This window comes from Prochlorococcus sp. MIT 0801 (assembly GCF_000757865.1).
Taxonomy (GTDB): Bacteria; Cyanobacteriota; Cyanobacteriia; order PCC-6307; family Cyanobiaceae; genus Prochlorococcus_B.
Genome location: NZ_CP007754.1, coordinates 1,715,567 through 1,730,843, shown reverse-complemented (window position 1 = coordinate 1,730,843; position 15,277 = coordinate 1,715,567). Strand labels below are relative to the sequence as shown.

Here is a 15,277-nt window from a genome sequence, read left to right as displayed (position 1 = left end):
AAGATTTTCTATAACGGTAAAAAAACAGTAAGATGTAAAAAAAAACGCAAGCCGGATATTAGTTCGGGTAATGCGAAGTTAGATCTTAATTAGCTCTATGCCTTTTGAAAATCAACAGCGTCTAACGCGTAGGAGAAGTTCTGCAGGTCCAACACCTCCTAGAAAGCCTTTAGGAGGTCAAGCAGATTCGGGTATGCGACAGAATAGTGGCCCAAGACCAACTTTTTTAACCCTTAGAGATCATGGAAAAGTTTATGTAGCTGATTTACCAAACTTGTCTGACGGTCAACTTTCTCATATTGGGAAAGAAGCTGATGAAGTACTTACAAGTTTGGAAAGTAGAATTAATGATCTAGAACAAGAAGCAACTAATGGTCAAAGAGATAACGATACTTTGATTAAAGCGTCGACTAAGCATGAAGTCACTCTAAGATTTATTCGAGCCATTCAGGACGAGCAAGAGCATAGAAAAAATAATCCTGCATTAAAAGATGCGGCATCAGAGTCTTTACCGCTAACGTTCCTTGAGGTAGCTAGACATAGATTGCCAGGTGCAACCTTTGACTCGTTGTTGAGAGAAGCTTTAGAAGCTTGTGCTAATGATGAAAAAGAGCCTGAGAAAGAAATAATTGAAAAAAACTCAAATTCACAGCAAATTCCACCAACAAAAGTTATTAGTCTCCCAACCTCTTCTGATTCAATGAAGGTCATTGTTAGTCCTGATACTTGATTTTGGATTATGGACTAGTAAAAGGATTTTGTGGCATATTTGCTAGACAGGCATTCCTGTGAATATCCAGCCTTTTTTTTTCACTTTTAGTTAAAGACCAATTAAGTGCAGAAATTGCATCTTTAGCTTGAATTGGATTACGAATTCCGACTATTGGTTTGGCTCCATGAGACCTTACCCAATTCAAGGCAACTTGTGCTTGAGAGGCTGAATACTTTTTAGCAATATCAGATAGTAATGTTCTCAATTCTATAGTTTTTGGAAGTATCGTTTGGAATAAAATTTGTCGTAACAATGTTTTAGGCTTAGGAGATTGATTAGGTGGAACTGTTAGTATTCCCAGCCCTAATGGACTATAAGCTAAATATTCAATTTCATTCTCATCACATATAATTTTTATATTTTCATCTTCTAAAGATGGTTTCGTTAATAATGAAAGTTGCATTTGTATACTCTTAATTTTAATTCCTCTTTTTTTCAGCTTTTGGAATAAAAAAATCAGTCTTTTTGGACCAGTATTAGATAGCCCGATTTCTTTAATTAAACCTTCTTCGTATAAATCTCCTAGTCCATTTAGTAATTGTTCTTCTTGCCATGGTGCATAGCGATAAGTACTCCAATGAAGTTGTACTCTTGTCATATTTCCTTTTAACCGCTGATTACTTTCTTGGAATGCATTATTTAGACCATTGCGACCAATTCTCCATGGAAAGGGAGCAAGCTTTGTTGCGATAGTAATTTTTTTGAGCTTTCTCTTGGGCAACTCTTCAAGGAAATCTCCTATCAGCTTTTCGCTTTGTCCAAATAAGCTTCCCGTGCCATATGAATCTGCACTGTCAACAAGATCTAATCCTCCATCTATTGCATCAAAAAAAGTTTTTTTAAGTAAAATATTATCTGTTTCAGCTTTGTAGCCCCAAACCAGTTTATTTCCCCACGCCCAAGTTCCAAAACCAATCCCTATTTTTTTTTTAGTCATGACTTCATTGATGTTATTTCAAATAAAGAAAACTAATATTATTATCTTACATGAATAAATTAAATAGTTTTCAAGACTCTCCTTTTGAAAAAATGCACAATAGCGAAAAAAAACATCAAGAGAATGAAAGTAAAGATCAACAAGAAAAAGTTCTATGTAATCATTGTGGAAGAACTTCAGGTAACGGTATAAGATGTCTAGGTATTTGTGTGGCAGATAATGATTATTAATTTAGAATTTATCTATTTACATAAAAGTTTTTAATAGATTGTATATATAAAGAGTTAATCTATATTTAATACTATTCAATTACATCAATAATTCCTTCAGTTATATATCTTGCCATTTTAGTTATATGCTTTCGTATTTCACCTTCTTTAATATTCCACTTATTGGACATTTCCTTTACTTTTTTATTTTCTTTAATGTACTCAATCATTTTATTAGCTAGGTATACAGGTAATTCTTGTTGATTTGTAGAAGATAAAGTTTCCCATCCTTCTTTATCGATAAGTCCAATTTCTTGGAGATCTCTTGTATTCGTAAAATTATATAATTCTGTGATACCTATATAGAGATAAAGAGATCCTAGTTCATCAAGAAAACTTTTCGAGTTATTACCATTTTTGAAGTCATTGATTGTTTCATCTAGTAAAGGTATTTTTTCAGATTTACCTTCCTTTATTGAATTTAATAATTTATAAAAAGAACTGAACTCAATTTGATCAGACACTGTTCTTATTGATTAATATGGTTAATATTAATTCATGAATAATGTTTCTATGTGAATTCTTCTATTTAATTGTAATGAAAAAAAACCTTCATAACATTTACAAAAAATATTTAATCAATTAGTGAAAATAAGATGTAAACATTTGTCATTCTGATTCCATACAAGCTTTTCGCTAGTGGTTCTTTTAGGGACTAACTGTAAGAATGGATATATGATCAATATTTAGATAATGTACCAAGCTCAATTAATTAACTTCTGAATCTTCTTGAAACTTGCTACTCGCTACACCTGGAGCATTTTACTGGAAGTCGTCTGCAGGAAAATTAAACGAATAATAATTAAGGCGGCACCCAGATTCGAACTGGGGATAAAGGATTTGCAATCCTCTGCCTTACCACTTGGCCATGCCGCCGAAAATGAAAGTTTCATTTCCAATAGAAATCGTATCAGTCAAACCGAACAAAATCTTTTGTTTCTTTGTAATGGACATGGAGAAGACACGATTGCTTGCAGGGTTATAGAAGCTCTCCATGAAATGAATCCAAATATCTCCCAAGAAGTTCTCCCAATGGTTGGAGATGGGAAAGCATTTTCAACGCTTGTAAAAAATGGTTGGCTTGCAAAGATTGGCCCCTCAACATTTTTGCCAAGCGGAGGATTTAGTAATCAGAGTTTTAGTGGTTTGGTTTTAGATTTAAAAGCCGGATTGTTAGGAAGTCTTTGGGGGCAATGGACTTTGATTCATAGAGCAGCCAAAGAAGGAAGAATTATCGTTGCAGTTGGAGATTTATTACCTCTTCTTTTTGCATGGGCTTCTGGGGCGAATTATTTTTTTATTGGCACTCCTAAAAGTGATTACACATGGACCAGTGGGCCAAGATCCGCTTTGAGTGATTGTTACCATCGATTGAAAGGAACTGAGTGGGATCCATGGGAATATTGGTTGATGCGATCTAGTCGTTGCGAGATGGTTGCAGTAAGAGACAAAATCACTGCTAGAGGTTTGAGAAATCATGGCGTAAAGGCACTGTCGCCGGGCAATCCAATGATGGATGGAATTTCTAAAAGAGAATGTCCTAGTGACTTTAAAAGATATAGACGTTTGACTTTGTTATGTGGAAGTCGTTTGCCTGAGGCGTATCAGAATTTTCAAAAACTTTTAATTGCAATTCAGTTTATTCGAATTAAATCTTCCATTGCAGTCTTTGTTCCTTTAAGTTCTTCTGCAATGAGAAAAAAAATAGCTTTAATACTGATGGACTTAGGCTTTAAATCTACTTATCAATCAATAGACCAACATGGGATTTCAGAAATATGGAAAAAAAACTCACTACTTATATTGATTGGCGTTAATCAATTTTCTTGTTGGGCTAAGTGGGGAGAAGTAGGAGTAGCTAATGCAGGTACAGCTACAGAACAATTAGTAGGTTTAGGCATCCCATGCGTGTCCTTGCCAGCAAAAGGACACCAATTTAATTTCAATTTTGCTAAGCGTCAAAGTCGTTTATTAGGAGGTTCGGTGGCTATTGCTAAGGGTTATGAAACTCTCGCAAAACAAGTGGAGTTTTTACTGAACTCTGATTTTGATAGAGAGATTATTGGCTTAAGAGGGGCTCAAAGAATGGGCCGAGAGGGCGGAAGTCACTCCATAGCACTTAGTATTTCGAATTACTTGTCCCAGGGCTCATAGTGAGGTGTAATCTAATAAAAGATTTTATGAAGATTTTCTATTCAATCTTCTCCATATGCCACTAATTGAAGATCATCATTATCTTAAAATTTGTGCTCAGTTAGCATCATCTTTAAGTATTAGTATTTCAGCCGCTCGACGAAAAGTAGAGGTCGCGGCAGCTAAAGAAGGGAAAAAAGATTTGCAATCTAGAAAAGAAATTGCTCAAAGTTTCCTTGTACAAACTTTAAATGAGGATAAAAAACAAAGTTTATCTGCCGCTGCATCATTTGATCAATTATTAAAGGCTCTAAAAGAAGAGGAGAATTTTATGCTTGAGGATTAATAAATTTTTAGGTTGAAAAAACTAATGATCAAAAATATTTGTAAATCTTCTTCTATCAAGCTCGGACAAAACTGGTACGCATTGGAAACATTTTTGGGCTAATAACCATCTTTCTTCACGTTTCAACATCTCTTCAAGTTTGTATTTTGCGCCTAGTAAATATCTAACATCATTAGCAGCATAGATAAGTTGTTTTTGAGTTAAATCACCAATTTTTCCCCAGTCACTGCTTTGAGCTTGTTTGTCTAATTCCACTCCAACAGTTTCCATAACTACTTCTTTTAATCCATGTCTTGGACTGTAAGTTCTTCCTATTTTACTTGCGATTTTTGTACAAAAAATTGGATTAACATCAATATTTAGATTACTTGCTAAGGCAGCGACATCAAATCTTGCAAAATGAAAGACTTTTTCAATTTTTTTGTTCTCAAGAATAGATTTTAAGTGTGGTGCTGAATGTTGATTTCGTTCTATACGAATACAAATAACATTATCAAATTCATCACATATTTGTATTAAACAAAGCCGATCTCTACCATGAATTAATCCCATGGCTTCGGTATCAATTGCTAAATCTGAAGATGAGCTTAAAGCAAGTTCAGTTTCATTATCTATGTCTTGATCAAAGATCTTGAAACTCGAGGGTTCATCAAGTTTTTGTGGCATAACAAATTTAATGGGAATTTAATTCATCAATAATTTCTTTATGATCTAATTCTAGTACCTCAAATGATGAAAAATATTCAGGAAAATCAACGATTTTATTTTTTCTAATATCTTTTGATTTTTTTAGCTCATTTTTGTAGCTATGTTTTCAAGAACAATTAAAATAAAAGGGATCGTATTTTTGAGATGCAATTTGCATTCTCCTCAACTTTATTTCTCACTATCCTGTTAGCGATAGGCTTGGGATTTTTTTTGCGAGCTGCTAGTAAGGACCGCACAACAATTGTAGATGTTCAGTCTCCTTTGCCTCCTTTGGAAGTTTTGAAAGGCATTAGTTTTTGGTTGGAAGAACGTGGCTGGAAAAAAAATGGAGGCAATGTTGAAGAGAAATTGTTGATCTTTAGTGGCAATGTTGCTTCTAGTGCTTTTTTGGTGATCTTTTTATCTTGCCTAGGAGGAGTGGGGTCAGCCTGCTTAGGTCTTGTTCTAATTCAGCTTTATCCCTCTTTGAGTTGGTGGCCTTTACTACTGGCTGCTATTGGTGCACCTCTAGCTGGAATTATTTATCGTATTAAATCCAAACGAGAGGAATCATTAGAAGTTAAGTTATTAAGTTCAGATTTATCTGATATGAGCATTTTACGAATCAAAGCTCATCGTGATGAGCTGATCGCAATTCAGTTGGAATTATCTGAAAGTCTTGAGCTTAGTAGTGAAAACTCTCTACTTTCTTCTCCTATTTAATTAGAAATAGTGGTGAGAAATAAAGTGTTAGCCAGTTTAAAATTAATATTTTTTTTAATTACCTTTTATGCTTTTTCTCAACTTTATTACACTAGGAATTTTAATTTTAAAGAAAATTTTGAACTAATCATTGGGGAAGTTTCTAATCTTCCTGCAACTTGGGTTGGCACTAAAGATGTAGATAAAAATATCCCTATCTTAATATTAGCTGGCCACGCAGATTCTCAGGGATTTGCTGGTGCTGGCACACCTGGGGAAGCGGTGGATAAGTTTGGTTTGAATCCCATGCATCCAGAAATTAGTGATGAACTTTTTTGGAATTTAAAATTACAAAAATCAATTGTTAAACTTGGTAAAAAAAAAGGTTTAAATATCAGATCTTATGACCCAGAAATAAGAAATATAGATGATGCTAATGATCCGAGAACGAATTGGTCAGTAGGAAAGAGATTCGCTAAACGTGGTGGGTATGCGATTGAGATTCATTTTGATGCATATGGTATGTATGGAGTTGGTTCAGGATTAATCCCTCCTTTTTCTGAGACACCAAATAAAATAGACGAGTCAATCGCCAGAACATTTGGACGGTTCCCTGTTTTATTTAGAGGAGGTTTAGGTGCTCCAAGAAGGCAAATAAGGGTTCTTGAAATTGGGAAATTAGAGGGTTTACTAGAACAAAATCTCAGAAATCTAAAAACTAGGCAAAAAACAATAAAGCTCCTTGCAACTAAAATAGTTCAAGCTTTTATAAATGGAATAATCTAGAAGTTCAGCATCTAATCCAATGCTTGATGAGTTAAACACCTCTCCTCTAAAGATTTATCTGTAAACCAATCTTGAGGCTTAGTAAATAAATCTGTTAGTAGAGCCTCACGTGAATTTTCTTCTGGCTTATATCCATACTCCCATCTTGCTAAGGGAGGTAATGACATCAATATTGACTCCGTTCTTCCATTCGTTTGTAATCCAAAGATGGTTCCTCTATCCCATACCAAATTGAACTCAGCATATCTACCTCGTCTATAAAGTTGAAAGTCTCTTTCTTTAGTTGAAAAGCTTTGATTTTTTCGCTTTTTTATTATTGGCTCATAGGAGGGCAAAAATGCCTGCCCGCATGCTTTGGCAAGTGAAAAAAGATTTTCCCAATTCAAAGAATAGTCCCCTAGATCTTTTGAGATTTTAGAGGCCTTCCCATTGGCATTTTGTCCTTTATAAAGCAAGCCGGATCCATTTTGATAGTCATAAAAAATACCTCCAACTCCTCTAGTCTCATTTCTATGTTTTAGAAAGAAATATTCGTCACACCAAGGTTTGAAAACCTTATGTAGATCTTTATCAATTGTGTCACATGCAGTTTTATGGCATGAGTGAAAGTGACGCGTGTCAGATAGATATGGATAGAAAGGTGTCAAATCAGCCCCTCCCCCAAACCACCAAACAGGACCTGCTTCGAAATATCTGTAATTAAGATGAACGGTTGGTATGTATGGACTTTTGGGGTGAAGAACCATTGATGTTCCTGTCGCAAACCAAGAGTGACCTTTTGCTTCTGGTCTTTGGCTAATGATTGAGGGTGGAAGTTCATTGCCATGTACCTCAGAAAAATTTACCCCTCCTTGTTCAAAGATTTTTCCATCTTTCAAGACTCTTGAGCGTCCACCACCACCCTCTGGTCTCTCCCAAGATTCTTCTAGGAATTTGCCTTCTCCATCAATAGTCTCTAAGCCAGTACAAATTTCATCTTGAAGCTCTAAAACAAGCTTTTTTGCGCGATCTCTTGAATTGTTTGCCGGTAAATTGGCGTTATCTTGTGAGGAGGACAAAATTAATTGTATTTTGCTTTCTTTAAAAAAATACTTTCAAATGATGCACATTTCACACCAATATGGGAAAAGTTTGTATTGCGAATAGTTTTTACTTATTACTAAAGGCAATATCATTGGAACATGAGGTGGAATATGTGCCGAATTTTTTACTATCATCAAATGTAATAGAAATTAAGAATGAAAACCAACGAGAAGGTTTTAAAAGCGTTTCATTCAGTAAAGGATGTAGGAAGTGAACGATCTATTGTTGAACTCGGATGGCTTGAAATAGTTTCAGTAAAGCCACCGAAAATTGTTGTAAGACTAAATCTCCCTAATTTTGCGATAGCTCAAAGAGGTCAAATGGCAGATGATATTAGGGAAAGCATTAAGTCATTGGAAGATATAGAAGAAGTACAAATTGAGATAGGTGATTCATCTCCATCTAAGGAGTCTCCTATTGGTCAAGCCGGTCATGGTGGTCAATCTCAGGGATTAACTGCAATACCAAAAGTGAAAAATGTTATCGCTATAAGTAGTGGTAAAGGTGGTGTTGGAAAAAGTACTGTTGCCGTAAATTTGGCTTGTGCACTAAGTCAAAAAGGTTTTAAGGTTGGCTTGCTTGATGCTGATATTTATGGGCCAAATACGCCGTATATGCTTGGTGTTAGCGAAATAACTCCTGAAGTAAGTGGCTCTGGTGCAGAGCAAAAGATTATTCCCATTGAAACTTGTGGTATTGGAATGGTTTCAATGGGATTATTAATTGATCAAAATCAGCCAGTAATTTGGCGTGGCCCTATGCTTAATGGAATTATTCGACAATTTTTATATCAAGCTTCTTGGGGTGAACGTGATTTCTTAATAGTAGATCTTCCTCCTGGGACCGGAGATGCCCAACTTTCTTTGGCTCAGGCAGTTCCCATGGCAGGTGTGATAATAGTTACAACTCCACAAAATGTATCTCTTCAAGACTCAAGAAGAGGCTTAGCAATGTTTAAACAAATGAATATTCCTGTACTCGGAGTTATAGAAAATATGACCTACTTTATTCCTCCAGATCAGCCACAAAAATCATACGAGATTTTTGGTTCAGGAGGAGGTAGTCAATTAGCTAAAGAGAACAATGTCCCTTTACTCTCTCAGATTCCAATAGAGACTGATACTTTTTCAGGCACAGGTAAGGATCTACCTGTCGTTCATACATCTAGAGATTCAATAACAGCAAAAGTATTCTTAGAACTTGCTGGAACTTTGTGTAATGCATTATCTGTTAAACAGTGATTTAAATTAATGATGGGTTTTGGTCGAAATAAAATATCTTCTTTTAAAATAGTTAGAAACAAAAGAAATTGGAAAAATATTGATTTAGTAATTTGGGTTGTCCCCTTTATTTTAGTACATTTGTCTTGTTTGTTAATTGCAAGTACTCAAAGAAATCTTGGGATTACAGATTGGTATCAACATGCAATTATTGCTTATATAGGGTATTTGGTTGTTTATTTTTTAGCTCAGTTCCCTTTGCAAGATCTTCGAAAATATATTTTAACAATATATTTTTTGACTATTTCAATACTTTTATATGTGAATTTTAGTGGGACTTCTGCCTTGGGAGCAAAAAGATGGTTGAGCTTTGCTGGCTTGTATATTCAACCCTCTGAGTTTGCAAAATTAACCTTAATACTTGTCTTGGCTTCTATCTTAGATCGAAAAAGGTTTTCTGATTTGTCTCATTTAATTAAACCTTTATTAGTTTCCTTTTTGCCTTGGATTTTGGTTTTTATACAACCTGATCTTGGAACATCTCTTGTCTTTGGAGCAATACTTCTTGGAATGTTGTATTGGGCTGGGATGCCATTTGAGTGGGCGTTTATTATTTTGGCTACTTTGATTACGGGATTACTTGCATACTCATATCAAATTGGACTTTTTATTTGGATTCCAATCATTGGTTTTTTGTCGTATAAGTCTCTGCAAAATCAAAAAAAATTACTCACTTTATTCGTTGTCTTTTTTCATTTATTCATAGCGAAAATCTCTTCTTGGATGTGGGAATCTGTTTTAAGAGATTACCAAAGAGATCGACTAATCCTTTTTCTTAATCCTAGCCAAGATCCTTTAGGTGGTGGATATCACATGCTTCAAAGCAAAATAGGCATTGGATCTGGAGGATTGTTTGGGTCAGGTCTGATGCAAGGTCAATTAACTAAATTAAAATTCATTCCAGAGCAACATACTGATTTCATTTTTAGTGCTCTTGGAGAAGAGACAGGTTTTTTAGGAACTTTATTGGTCTTATTTTTATTTTTTACTCTAATTTTGCGATTAATAAAAGTAGCTATCGAGGCGCGAACTGATTTTGAATCTTTGCTTGTGATTGGAATAACTTCAATGTTTATCTTTCAAATTATGGTGAATATATTTATGACTATTGGATTAGGTCCTGTGACAGGAATCCCTTTACCTTTTATGAGTTATGGAAGAACTGCCTTATTTGTTAATTTTATAAGTCTTGGCTTTTGTTTATCTGTATCTAGACGAGGTCAGTCAATAAAAAGAAATCTTTGACTAGATACTTTTGCCTATGTTTTTTGTAAAAGCATTAATTTGAGTCAAAATAGAACTTTGAGTCTCATTATGGTTAATATCCATTACCATCTTGAGGTTAAGTTTTTTTGTCTATGTAAAGGAAGGAATCCTCACTTTTAGATTAAACATTAGCTTTATTCAGTTAGTTAATATAAATGCTTGGGATTTGAATTCTTAATTCACCTTTTATTCCCTAACTCATAGACTAAGGAGCCTCAATGATCTTAATTTGTCTAAAGAGCTTTTAATTGCCTCTTAAATAGACAATTAAGAAAACCCAGGACTTGATACTCTTCTTTTTATGCTTTTTCATCCTTTAAAATCTAGTCAATCAAATGGATTTAAAGGTTTATATGAGATTTGGAGATTCTTGTGAGCACGCCTCTAGTAACTATCCAAGCTTTACAAAAAAGAATGGCTATGGGTGTTCCTCATGCCACAAGCAGTGAATCCGCAGTAAGAAGAATGTGGTGGGCAGCTCTTGACACTCTTCAGTCGGATATTTTGTTGCCAATGAACCTTACGAGAGGTTTATGGTTGTCTTCACCTTTGCCTGCGCTTTACGAACCTAAATTACTTAAGAAATTTCAAGGATGGGTGTGGGCTCCTAAGGACTTGTTAAACATTTCAAATCCTTCTATTGGGATGTTGCCTCCCAGTCAATCGGCCTCAGTGGATTTTCATAATGATTCTTCTTGCTATGAGCGTTTGTCTCTTCTTGAGGAAGATGGGAATGATCCATTACTAATAGTTATTACACCTGAAATTCAAATAGCTTTGGCTTTGGAAGGTAAATCTCATGAGAGAAAATTATTAATGCGAAGTGATCCCGAGACTTTAAGTGATCTTTTGACACTACTTGATAATAGATTGAATACTGAAAATGTTGACCAAGCAAATAATCTGCGAAATGCACTTGAAGAGTTGGGACAGCTGAAAACAAATGATGATTTATCTAAAGTATTTTGGCCTCTATTATCTCAACGACTCGCAGATATTGCACCAAGTCTAAATATTCAAACTTTGCCAGATAATTTAATTATTGATCAGAAATCTACTGAAAAAAATAGTGAAATTTCCTTACTAGAGGCTTTAACACATGAAATAAGAACTCCTTTGGCGACAATAAGAACTTTAATCAGATCTCTTTTAAGAAAGCAAGATTTACCTAAAGTCGTTGAAACACGTTTGAAGCAAATAGATATTGAATGTACGGAACAAATTGATCGTTTTGGTTTAATTTTTAATGCAGTGGAGCTAGAGAGAAGCAAGCCTAAACAAACAAATTTAGCTTTAACCGATTTGGGGAAAATGCTAACAATGCTATCTCCAGTTTGGAAAAGTCAGTTAGAACGAAAAAGTTTGACACTTATTCTTGATATCACACCGGATTTACCCAAAGTTTTGAGTGACTCAGAAGGACTTGAATTAATGTTGACAGGTCTTATTGACAGGAACAGTCGTGGATTACAAGCGGGTGGAGAATTAACTTTGAAATTAAGGCCGGCTGGGCAGAGGCTAAAACTTCAAATTTTAACTCAACTTTCAGCTAATACTCATTCTGGACTAAAAGAAAGTGTTTCCAATGAAGAAATTGGACCAGTACTTAGTTGGAATCCAGCTACGGGTAATCTGCAACTCAGTCAGGCTGCAACTCAAAGACTTTTGAAAAGCCTTGGTGGACGTCTTACTAATAGGCGAGATAGTGGAATGACAATATTTTTTCCTGTTTCTGAATCAAAAGAATTTGATTTTTAAGGTTAATGTTGACGCGTGTGAAGTTGACGTCTAATGAGTCAAAAGGCACAAAATAAAGTGCTAATTTAAAAATATAAAGAAAAAGTTGATTTAATTAAAAGCATGACCGAAGTATTACCTGGAACACTTCCAAAGCACATTGGTAGCACTGGTGGGTTATTAAACTCCGCTGAAACGGAAGAAAAATATGCAATTACATGGACAAGTAAAACGTCTGAGGTTTTTGAACTTCCAACAGGAGGAGCTGCAGTAATGCACGAGGGTGAAAATCTAATGTACTTTGCTAGGAAAGAGCAGTGTTTTGCTTTAAATACTCAATTGAGGGGATTTAAACCAAGAATTGAAACAAGTAAAATATATAGAATTTATCCTGGAGGAGATAGAGAATTACTTTTCCCTAAAGATGGGGTTTTCTCTGAGAAACCCAATGAAGGTCGCTTGAAAGAAGGTTACAACAATAGACGCATCGGTGAAAATCCTAATCCAGCAAGTTTGAAATTTAGCGGTAAAAATACATACGATGCATAAGTAATTCAATTTAAACTTGTGTACCATTTAAATACAGATATTGGACTGCCATTATGCAGTCATGCTTAATTTAGATAAGGAAGAATTTCTTTTGTCGGCGTCCAGAGGGGCTAATTATGTTCCTTTGGCAAAAAGTTGGCCGGCAGATTTAGAAACTCCTCTCACAACCTGGTTGAAAGTTGGTAATGATTCTCCTTCAGGAGTATTGCTTGAATCAGTAGAGGGTGGAGAAACTATCGGTAGGTGGAGTTTAGTGGCATCAGATCCTCTTTGGAAGGTAATAGTAAGGGGCGATGAATTGACTAGATGCTGGAGAAATGGAGCACAAGAAAAGTTCCATGGAAATCCTGTTGAAATCCTCAGAAAAATGCTTGAACCTTATAAATCTGTTTCTTTGTCTGGTTTGCCACAGCTGGGACAACTTTTTGGGATGTGGGGATATGAACTAATTCAATGGATAGAGCCCTCAGTGCCTACTTATGAATTATCAGATCAAGACCTACCTGATGGTATTTGGATGTTTATGGATAAAATTCTTATTTTTGATCAAGTCAAACGCGTAATAACAGCTGTTGCGTATGGAAATTTAAGTGATGGAGTTTCTTCTGAAGAAGCTTATGAAATTGCCTTTAAACAAATCAATGAACTTGAAGAATTAATGGCTTCTCCTTTAAAGCCAATAAAGTCTTTAAAGTGGAATCGAAGAGCGAATAGATCTCTTGACATCGCTATTAATACCTCAAAAAGTGAATTTGAACATAGTGTTGAAGCGGCAAAAGAATTTATTAAGCAAGGCGATGTTTTTCAGTTAGTTCTTAGTCAAAAATTGGAATCGACTGTCAGGCAAAAACCCTTTGAACTATATAGAAGCCTGAGGATGGTAAACCCTTCTCCATTTATGGCGTTTTTTGACTTTGGAGACTGGCAACTTATTGGCTCTAGCCCGGAGGTAATGGTCAAGGCCCAACAAACAGAAAAGGGTATTCAAACAAGCTTGAGACCAATCGCAGGCACTCGTCCCAGAGGTGAAAATGACTTGGAGGATTCAGCCCTAGAGAAAGATCTTTTAAAAGATCCCAAAGAACGAGCTGAACATGTGATGCTAGTAGATTTGGGTCGTAATGATTTAGGTCGTGTTTGTGCCCCAGGTAGTGTTGTTGTAAAAGAATTAATGGTTATTGAAAAATACTCGCATGTAATGCATATCGTTAGTGAGGTTGAAGGTACTTTAAAAAAAGAAAAAGATATATGGGACTTATTAATTGCTTCTTTCCCTGCTGGGACCGTAAGTGGAGCACCAAAGATAAGAGCAATGCAACTAATCAATCAATTAGAAAAACAACGTAGAGGGCCCTATTCCGGCGTTTATGGGTCTATAGATTTGAATGGAGCTTTGAACACTGCTATTACTATCAGAACAATGATAGTACGTAAGAACAATCAAAATAGTTTTACTGTTGAAGTTCAAGCTGGGGCAGGGGTTGTTGCAGATTCTATTCCTTCTAATGAGTATCAAGAAACTTTAAATAAAGCCAAAGGGATGTTTACTGCTTTAGCTTGCTTAGAACCCCAAGATTTATGACCAACTGTATGCTTTTAAAGGGGTTTGAAGTGGAGCTTTTTACTGGCACATATGCTGGTGAAAATGTGGGTGTTGCCTCTGCTATTACTCAAGATCTATCAGATTTTGTCAAAGAACCGGATCAAAGAAATCTTGAGTACATAACTGTTCCAGATCAAAGATACTCTGTTTTAAAACATGCACTTTTACTACCAAGACAAAAACTTCGGAAATGGCTTGATTTTCACAAACTTACAATTCTGCCTGGGAGCACACTTAGTCTAGGTAATACAAAAATTTTTGAAAGGTCAGATTTAGAAAATTCTTATCACTCATTTATAGAAAAAAACTATGGCACTAATGTCGTAACAGCAAGTATTCATATTAATTTAGGTATTGAAAATTTATCCTTACTTTTTTCGGCTCTCCGCTTGGTTAGATGTGAGGCATCATTATTTCTTGCATTAAGTGCTAGTTCCCCTTTCTTAGCAGGACATGTGATGGGTGCACATTCTCAAAGATGGGTTCAATTCCCTAAGACACCCTCCAATGTTCCGATGTTTGTGGATCATCCACACTATGTGGCATGGGTTGAAGAGCAACTAGGTCAGGGCAGTATGCAAAATGAAAGACATTTGTGGACATCAGTAAGGCCAAATGGTCCAGAAAGACCACATATCTTAAATCGATTGGAATTAAGGATATGTGATTTGGTAGCTAACGCTGACTTGCTTTTGGCCATTACAGCGTTACTTGAACTAAGGATTATTAATCTTAAAAACAACATGAAAAAATTTGATCCAATTGAAGCAAGCTCTAAAACACAAGAAGAATTGGCTCTATTGGCAGATGAAAATGATTTGATCGCAGCCAAATCAAGTCTTGATGCCAATTTATCTCATTGGAAAAATGGGAAACAAATCAAATGTCGTGATTGGATAAAGGAACTTCTATTGGATGTAACTCCTTTAGCTAAGGAGCTCGATATGTTTGAGTTACTTCAACCTATTGAATCTGTTTTGACCAATGGAAATCAATCAATGATATGGCTTGATTCTTATTCCAAAGGAGTATCAATTCAGACTCTGCTTCAGCATGGTATTGGTGAAATGGAACGAGAAGAGACAAATTTTATTCAAATGAATTCAACCTATTAGTGACTAAGTCGG

The 15,277-nt window shown here is 35.4% G+C and carries 16 protein-coding genes and 1 tRNA gene; 12 read left to right on the top strand and 5 right to left on the bottom strand.

Translation table 11 applies throughout. The features are described from left to right. Window positions 1-97: 97 nt before the first annotated feature. Window positions 98-730: a hypothetical protein gene (locus tag EW15_RS09385; protein ID WP_038654451.1), complete on the top strand. Its 633-nt coding sequence runs from the start codon at window positions 98-100 to the stop codon at window positions 728-730. Window positions 731-737: 7 nt separating this feature from the next. On the opposite strand, the gene EW15_RS09380 is transcribed toward EW15_RS09385, so the two are convergent. Next, window positions 738-1,709, bottom strand: coding sequence for an aldo/keto reductase (locus EW15_RS09380; RefSeq protein ID WP_038654447.1), 972 nt, complete (start codon window positions 1,707-1,709; stop codon window positions 738-740). A gap of 92 nt (window positions 1,710-1,801) precedes the next feature. Here EW15_RS09380 and EW15_RS09375 point away from each other — a divergent pair, with 92 nt between their 5' ends. Beyond that, on the top strand, window positions 1,802-1,939 hold the full coding sequence (locus EW15_RS09375) for a hypothetical protein (protein WP_225866565.1): 138 nt from the start codon (window positions 1,802-1,804) through the stop codon (window positions 1,937-1,939). 71 nt (window positions 1,940-2,010) lie between these two features. On the opposite strand, the gene EW15_RS09370 is transcribed toward EW15_RS09375, so the two are convergent. Together EW15_RS09370 and EW15_RS09365 are read right to left on the bottom strand one after the other, a co-directional pair. Beyond that, window positions 2,011-2,442, bottom strand: a complete 432-nt coding sequence (locus EW15_RS09370) for a hypothetical protein (protein ID WP_038654441.1) — start codon at window positions 2,440-2,442, stop codon at window positions 2,011-2,013. Between the two features lie 341 nt (window positions 2,443-2,783). Next, window positions 2,784-2,854, bottom strand: a tRNA-Cys gene (locus EW15_RS09365). Window positions 2,855-2,911: 57 nt separating this feature from the next. Between EW15_RS09365 and EW15_RS09360 the strand changes: the two genes are divergently transcribed. Together EW15_RS09360 and EW15_RS09355 are read left to right on the top strand one after the other, a co-directional pair. Next, window positions 2,912-4,132 (top strand): lipid-A-disaccharide synthase-related protein, encoded by a 1,221-nt coding sequence (locus EW15_RS09360; protein WP_225866564.1) that lies wholly within the window; start codon window positions 2,912-2,914, stop codon window positions 4,130-4,132. A gap of 55 nt (window positions 4,133-4,187) precedes the next feature. Further along, a complete protein-coding gene (locus EW15_RS09355) occupies window positions 4,188-4,457 on the top strand; it encodes a hypothetical protein (RefSeq protein ID WP_038654435.1) in 270 nt (89 codons plus the stop codon). 21 nt (window positions 4,458-4,478) lie between these two features. On the opposite strand, the gene EW15_RS09350 is transcribed toward EW15_RS09355, so the two are convergent. Beyond that, on the bottom strand, window positions 4,479-5,123 hold the full coding sequence (locus EW15_RS09350; protein ID WP_038654432.1) for a ribonuclease D: 645 nt from the start codon (window positions 5,121-5,123) through the stop codon (window positions 4,479-4,481). Between the two features lie 186 nt (window positions 5,124-5,309). Between EW15_RS09350 and EW15_RS09345 the strand changes: the two genes are divergently transcribed. Both EW15_RS09345 and EW15_RS09340 read left to right on the top strand, forming a co-directional pair. After that, window positions 5,310-5,867 (top strand): cofactor assembly of complex C subunit B, encoded by a 558-nt coding sequence (locus EW15_RS09345; protein ID WP_038654429.1) that lies wholly within the window; start codon window positions 5,310-5,312, stop codon window positions 5,865-5,867. Between the two features lie 24 nt (window positions 5,868-5,891). Beyond that, window positions 5,892-6,632 carry an N-acetylmuramoyl-L-alanine amidase gene (locus EW15_RS09340; protein ID WP_225866563.1) on the top strand — a complete coding sequence of 247 codons (741 nt, stop codon included), beginning with the start codon at window positions 5,892-5,894 and terminating at the stop codon, window positions 6,630-6,632. A gap of 11 nt (window positions 6,633-6,643) precedes the next feature. Here the strand turns inward: EW15_RS09340 and hemF are convergent, their stop codons facing one another. After that, window positions 6,644-7,690 (bottom strand): oxygen-dependent coproporphyrinogen oxidase, encoded by a 1,047-nt coding sequence (gene hemF, locus EW15_RS09335; RefSeq protein ID WP_038654422.1) that lies wholly within the window; start codon window positions 7,688-7,690, stop codon window positions 6,644-6,646. Window positions 7,691-7,870: 180 nt separating this feature from the next. Here hemF and EW15_RS09330 point away from each other — a divergent pair, with 180 nt between their 5' ends. The 6 genes from EW15_RS09330 to gshA all read left to right on the top strand — a co-directional run bounded on the left by EW15_RS09330 (window position 7,871) and on the right by gshA (window position 15,265). Next, a complete protein-coding gene (locus EW15_RS09330; RefSeq protein ID WP_038654418.1) occupies window positions 7,871-8,956 on the top strand; it encodes an Mrp/NBP35 family ATP-binding protein in 1,086 nt (361 codons plus the stop codon). 9 nt (window positions 8,957-8,965) lie between these two features. Continuing rightward, entirely contained in the window at window positions 8,966-10,240 is a 1,275-nt protein-coding gene (gene rodA / locus EW15_RS09325) for a rod shape-determining protein RodA (RefSeq protein ID WP_038654415.1), read from the top strand. 393 nt (window positions 10,241-10,633) lie between these two features. Next, on the top strand, window positions 10,634-12,019 hold the full coding sequence (locus EW15_RS09320; protein ID WP_038655502.1) for a HAMP domain-containing sensor histidine kinase: 1,386 nt from the start codon (window positions 10,634-10,636) through the stop codon (window positions 12,017-12,019). A gap of 102 nt (window positions 12,020-12,121) precedes the next feature. Further along, window positions 12,122-12,547 carry a photosystem I reaction center subunit II PsaD gene (gene psaD, locus EW15_RS09315; protein WP_038654413.1) on the top strand — a complete coding sequence of 142 codons (426 nt, stop codon included), beginning with the start codon at window positions 12,122-12,124 and terminating at the stop codon, window positions 12,545-12,547. A 61-nt stretch (window positions 12,548-12,608) separates the two neighbouring features. Further along, a complete protein-coding gene (locus tag EW15_RS09310) occupies window positions 12,609-14,129 on the top strand; it encodes an anthranilate synthase component I family protein (RefSeq protein ID WP_038654410.1) in 1,521 nt (506 codons plus the stop codon). Next, window positions 14,126-15,265, top strand: coding sequence for a glutamate--cysteine ligase (gene gshA / locus EW15_RS09305; RefSeq protein ID WP_038654407.1), 1,140 nt, complete (start codon window positions 14,126-14,128; stop codon window positions 15,263-15,265). Before EW15_RS09310 ends, gshA begins: the two co-directional genes overlap by 4 nt. Window positions 15,266-15,277 lie beyond the last annotated feature (12 nt).

Bases quoted from the DNA above. Each gene is read 5' to 3' on its own strand.
- EW15_RS09380 (WP_038654447.1), bottom strand. From the start codon at position 1,709: ATGACTAAAAAAAAAATAGGGATTGGTTTTGGAACTTGGGCGTGGGGA.
- EW15_RS09310 (WP_038654410.1), top strand. From the start codon at position 12,609: ATGCTTAATTTAGATAAGGAAGAATTTCTTTTGTCGGCGTCCAGAGGG.
- rodA (WP_038654415.1), top strand. From the start codon at position 8,966: ATGATGGGTTTTGGTCGAAATAAAATATCTTCTTTTAAAATAGTTAGA.
- EW15_RS09330 (WP_038654418.1), top strand. From the start codon at position 7,871: ATGAAAACCAACGAGAAGGTTTTAAAAGCGTTTCATTCAGTAAAGGAT.
- gshA (WP_038654407.1), top strand. From the start codon at position 14,126: ATGACCAACTGTATGCTTTTAAAGGGGTTTGAAGTGGAGCTTTTTACT.
- psaD (WP_038654413.1), top strand. From the start codon at position 12,122: ATGACCGAAGTATTACCTGGAACACTTCCAAAGCACATTGGTAGCACT.
- EW15_RS09350 (WP_038654432.1), bottom strand. From the start codon at position 5,123: ATGCCACAAAAACTTGATGAACCCTCGAGTTTCAAGATCTTTGATCAA.
- EW15_RS09355 (WP_038654435.1), top strand. From the start codon at position 4,188: ATGCCACTAATTGAAGATCATCATTATCTTAAAATTTGTGCTCAGTTA.
- EW15_RS09375 (WP_225866565.1), top strand. From the start codon at position 1,802: ATGCACAATAGCGAAAAAAAACATCAAGAGAATGAAAGTAAAGATCAA.
- EW15_RS09345 (WP_038654429.1), top strand. From the start codon at position 5,310: ATGCAATTTGCATTCTCCTCAACTTTATTTCTCACTATCCTGTTAGCG.
- EW15_RS09385 (WP_038654451.1), top strand. From the start codon at position 98: ATGCCTTTTGAAAATCAACAGCGTCTAACGCGTAGGAGAAGTTCTGCA.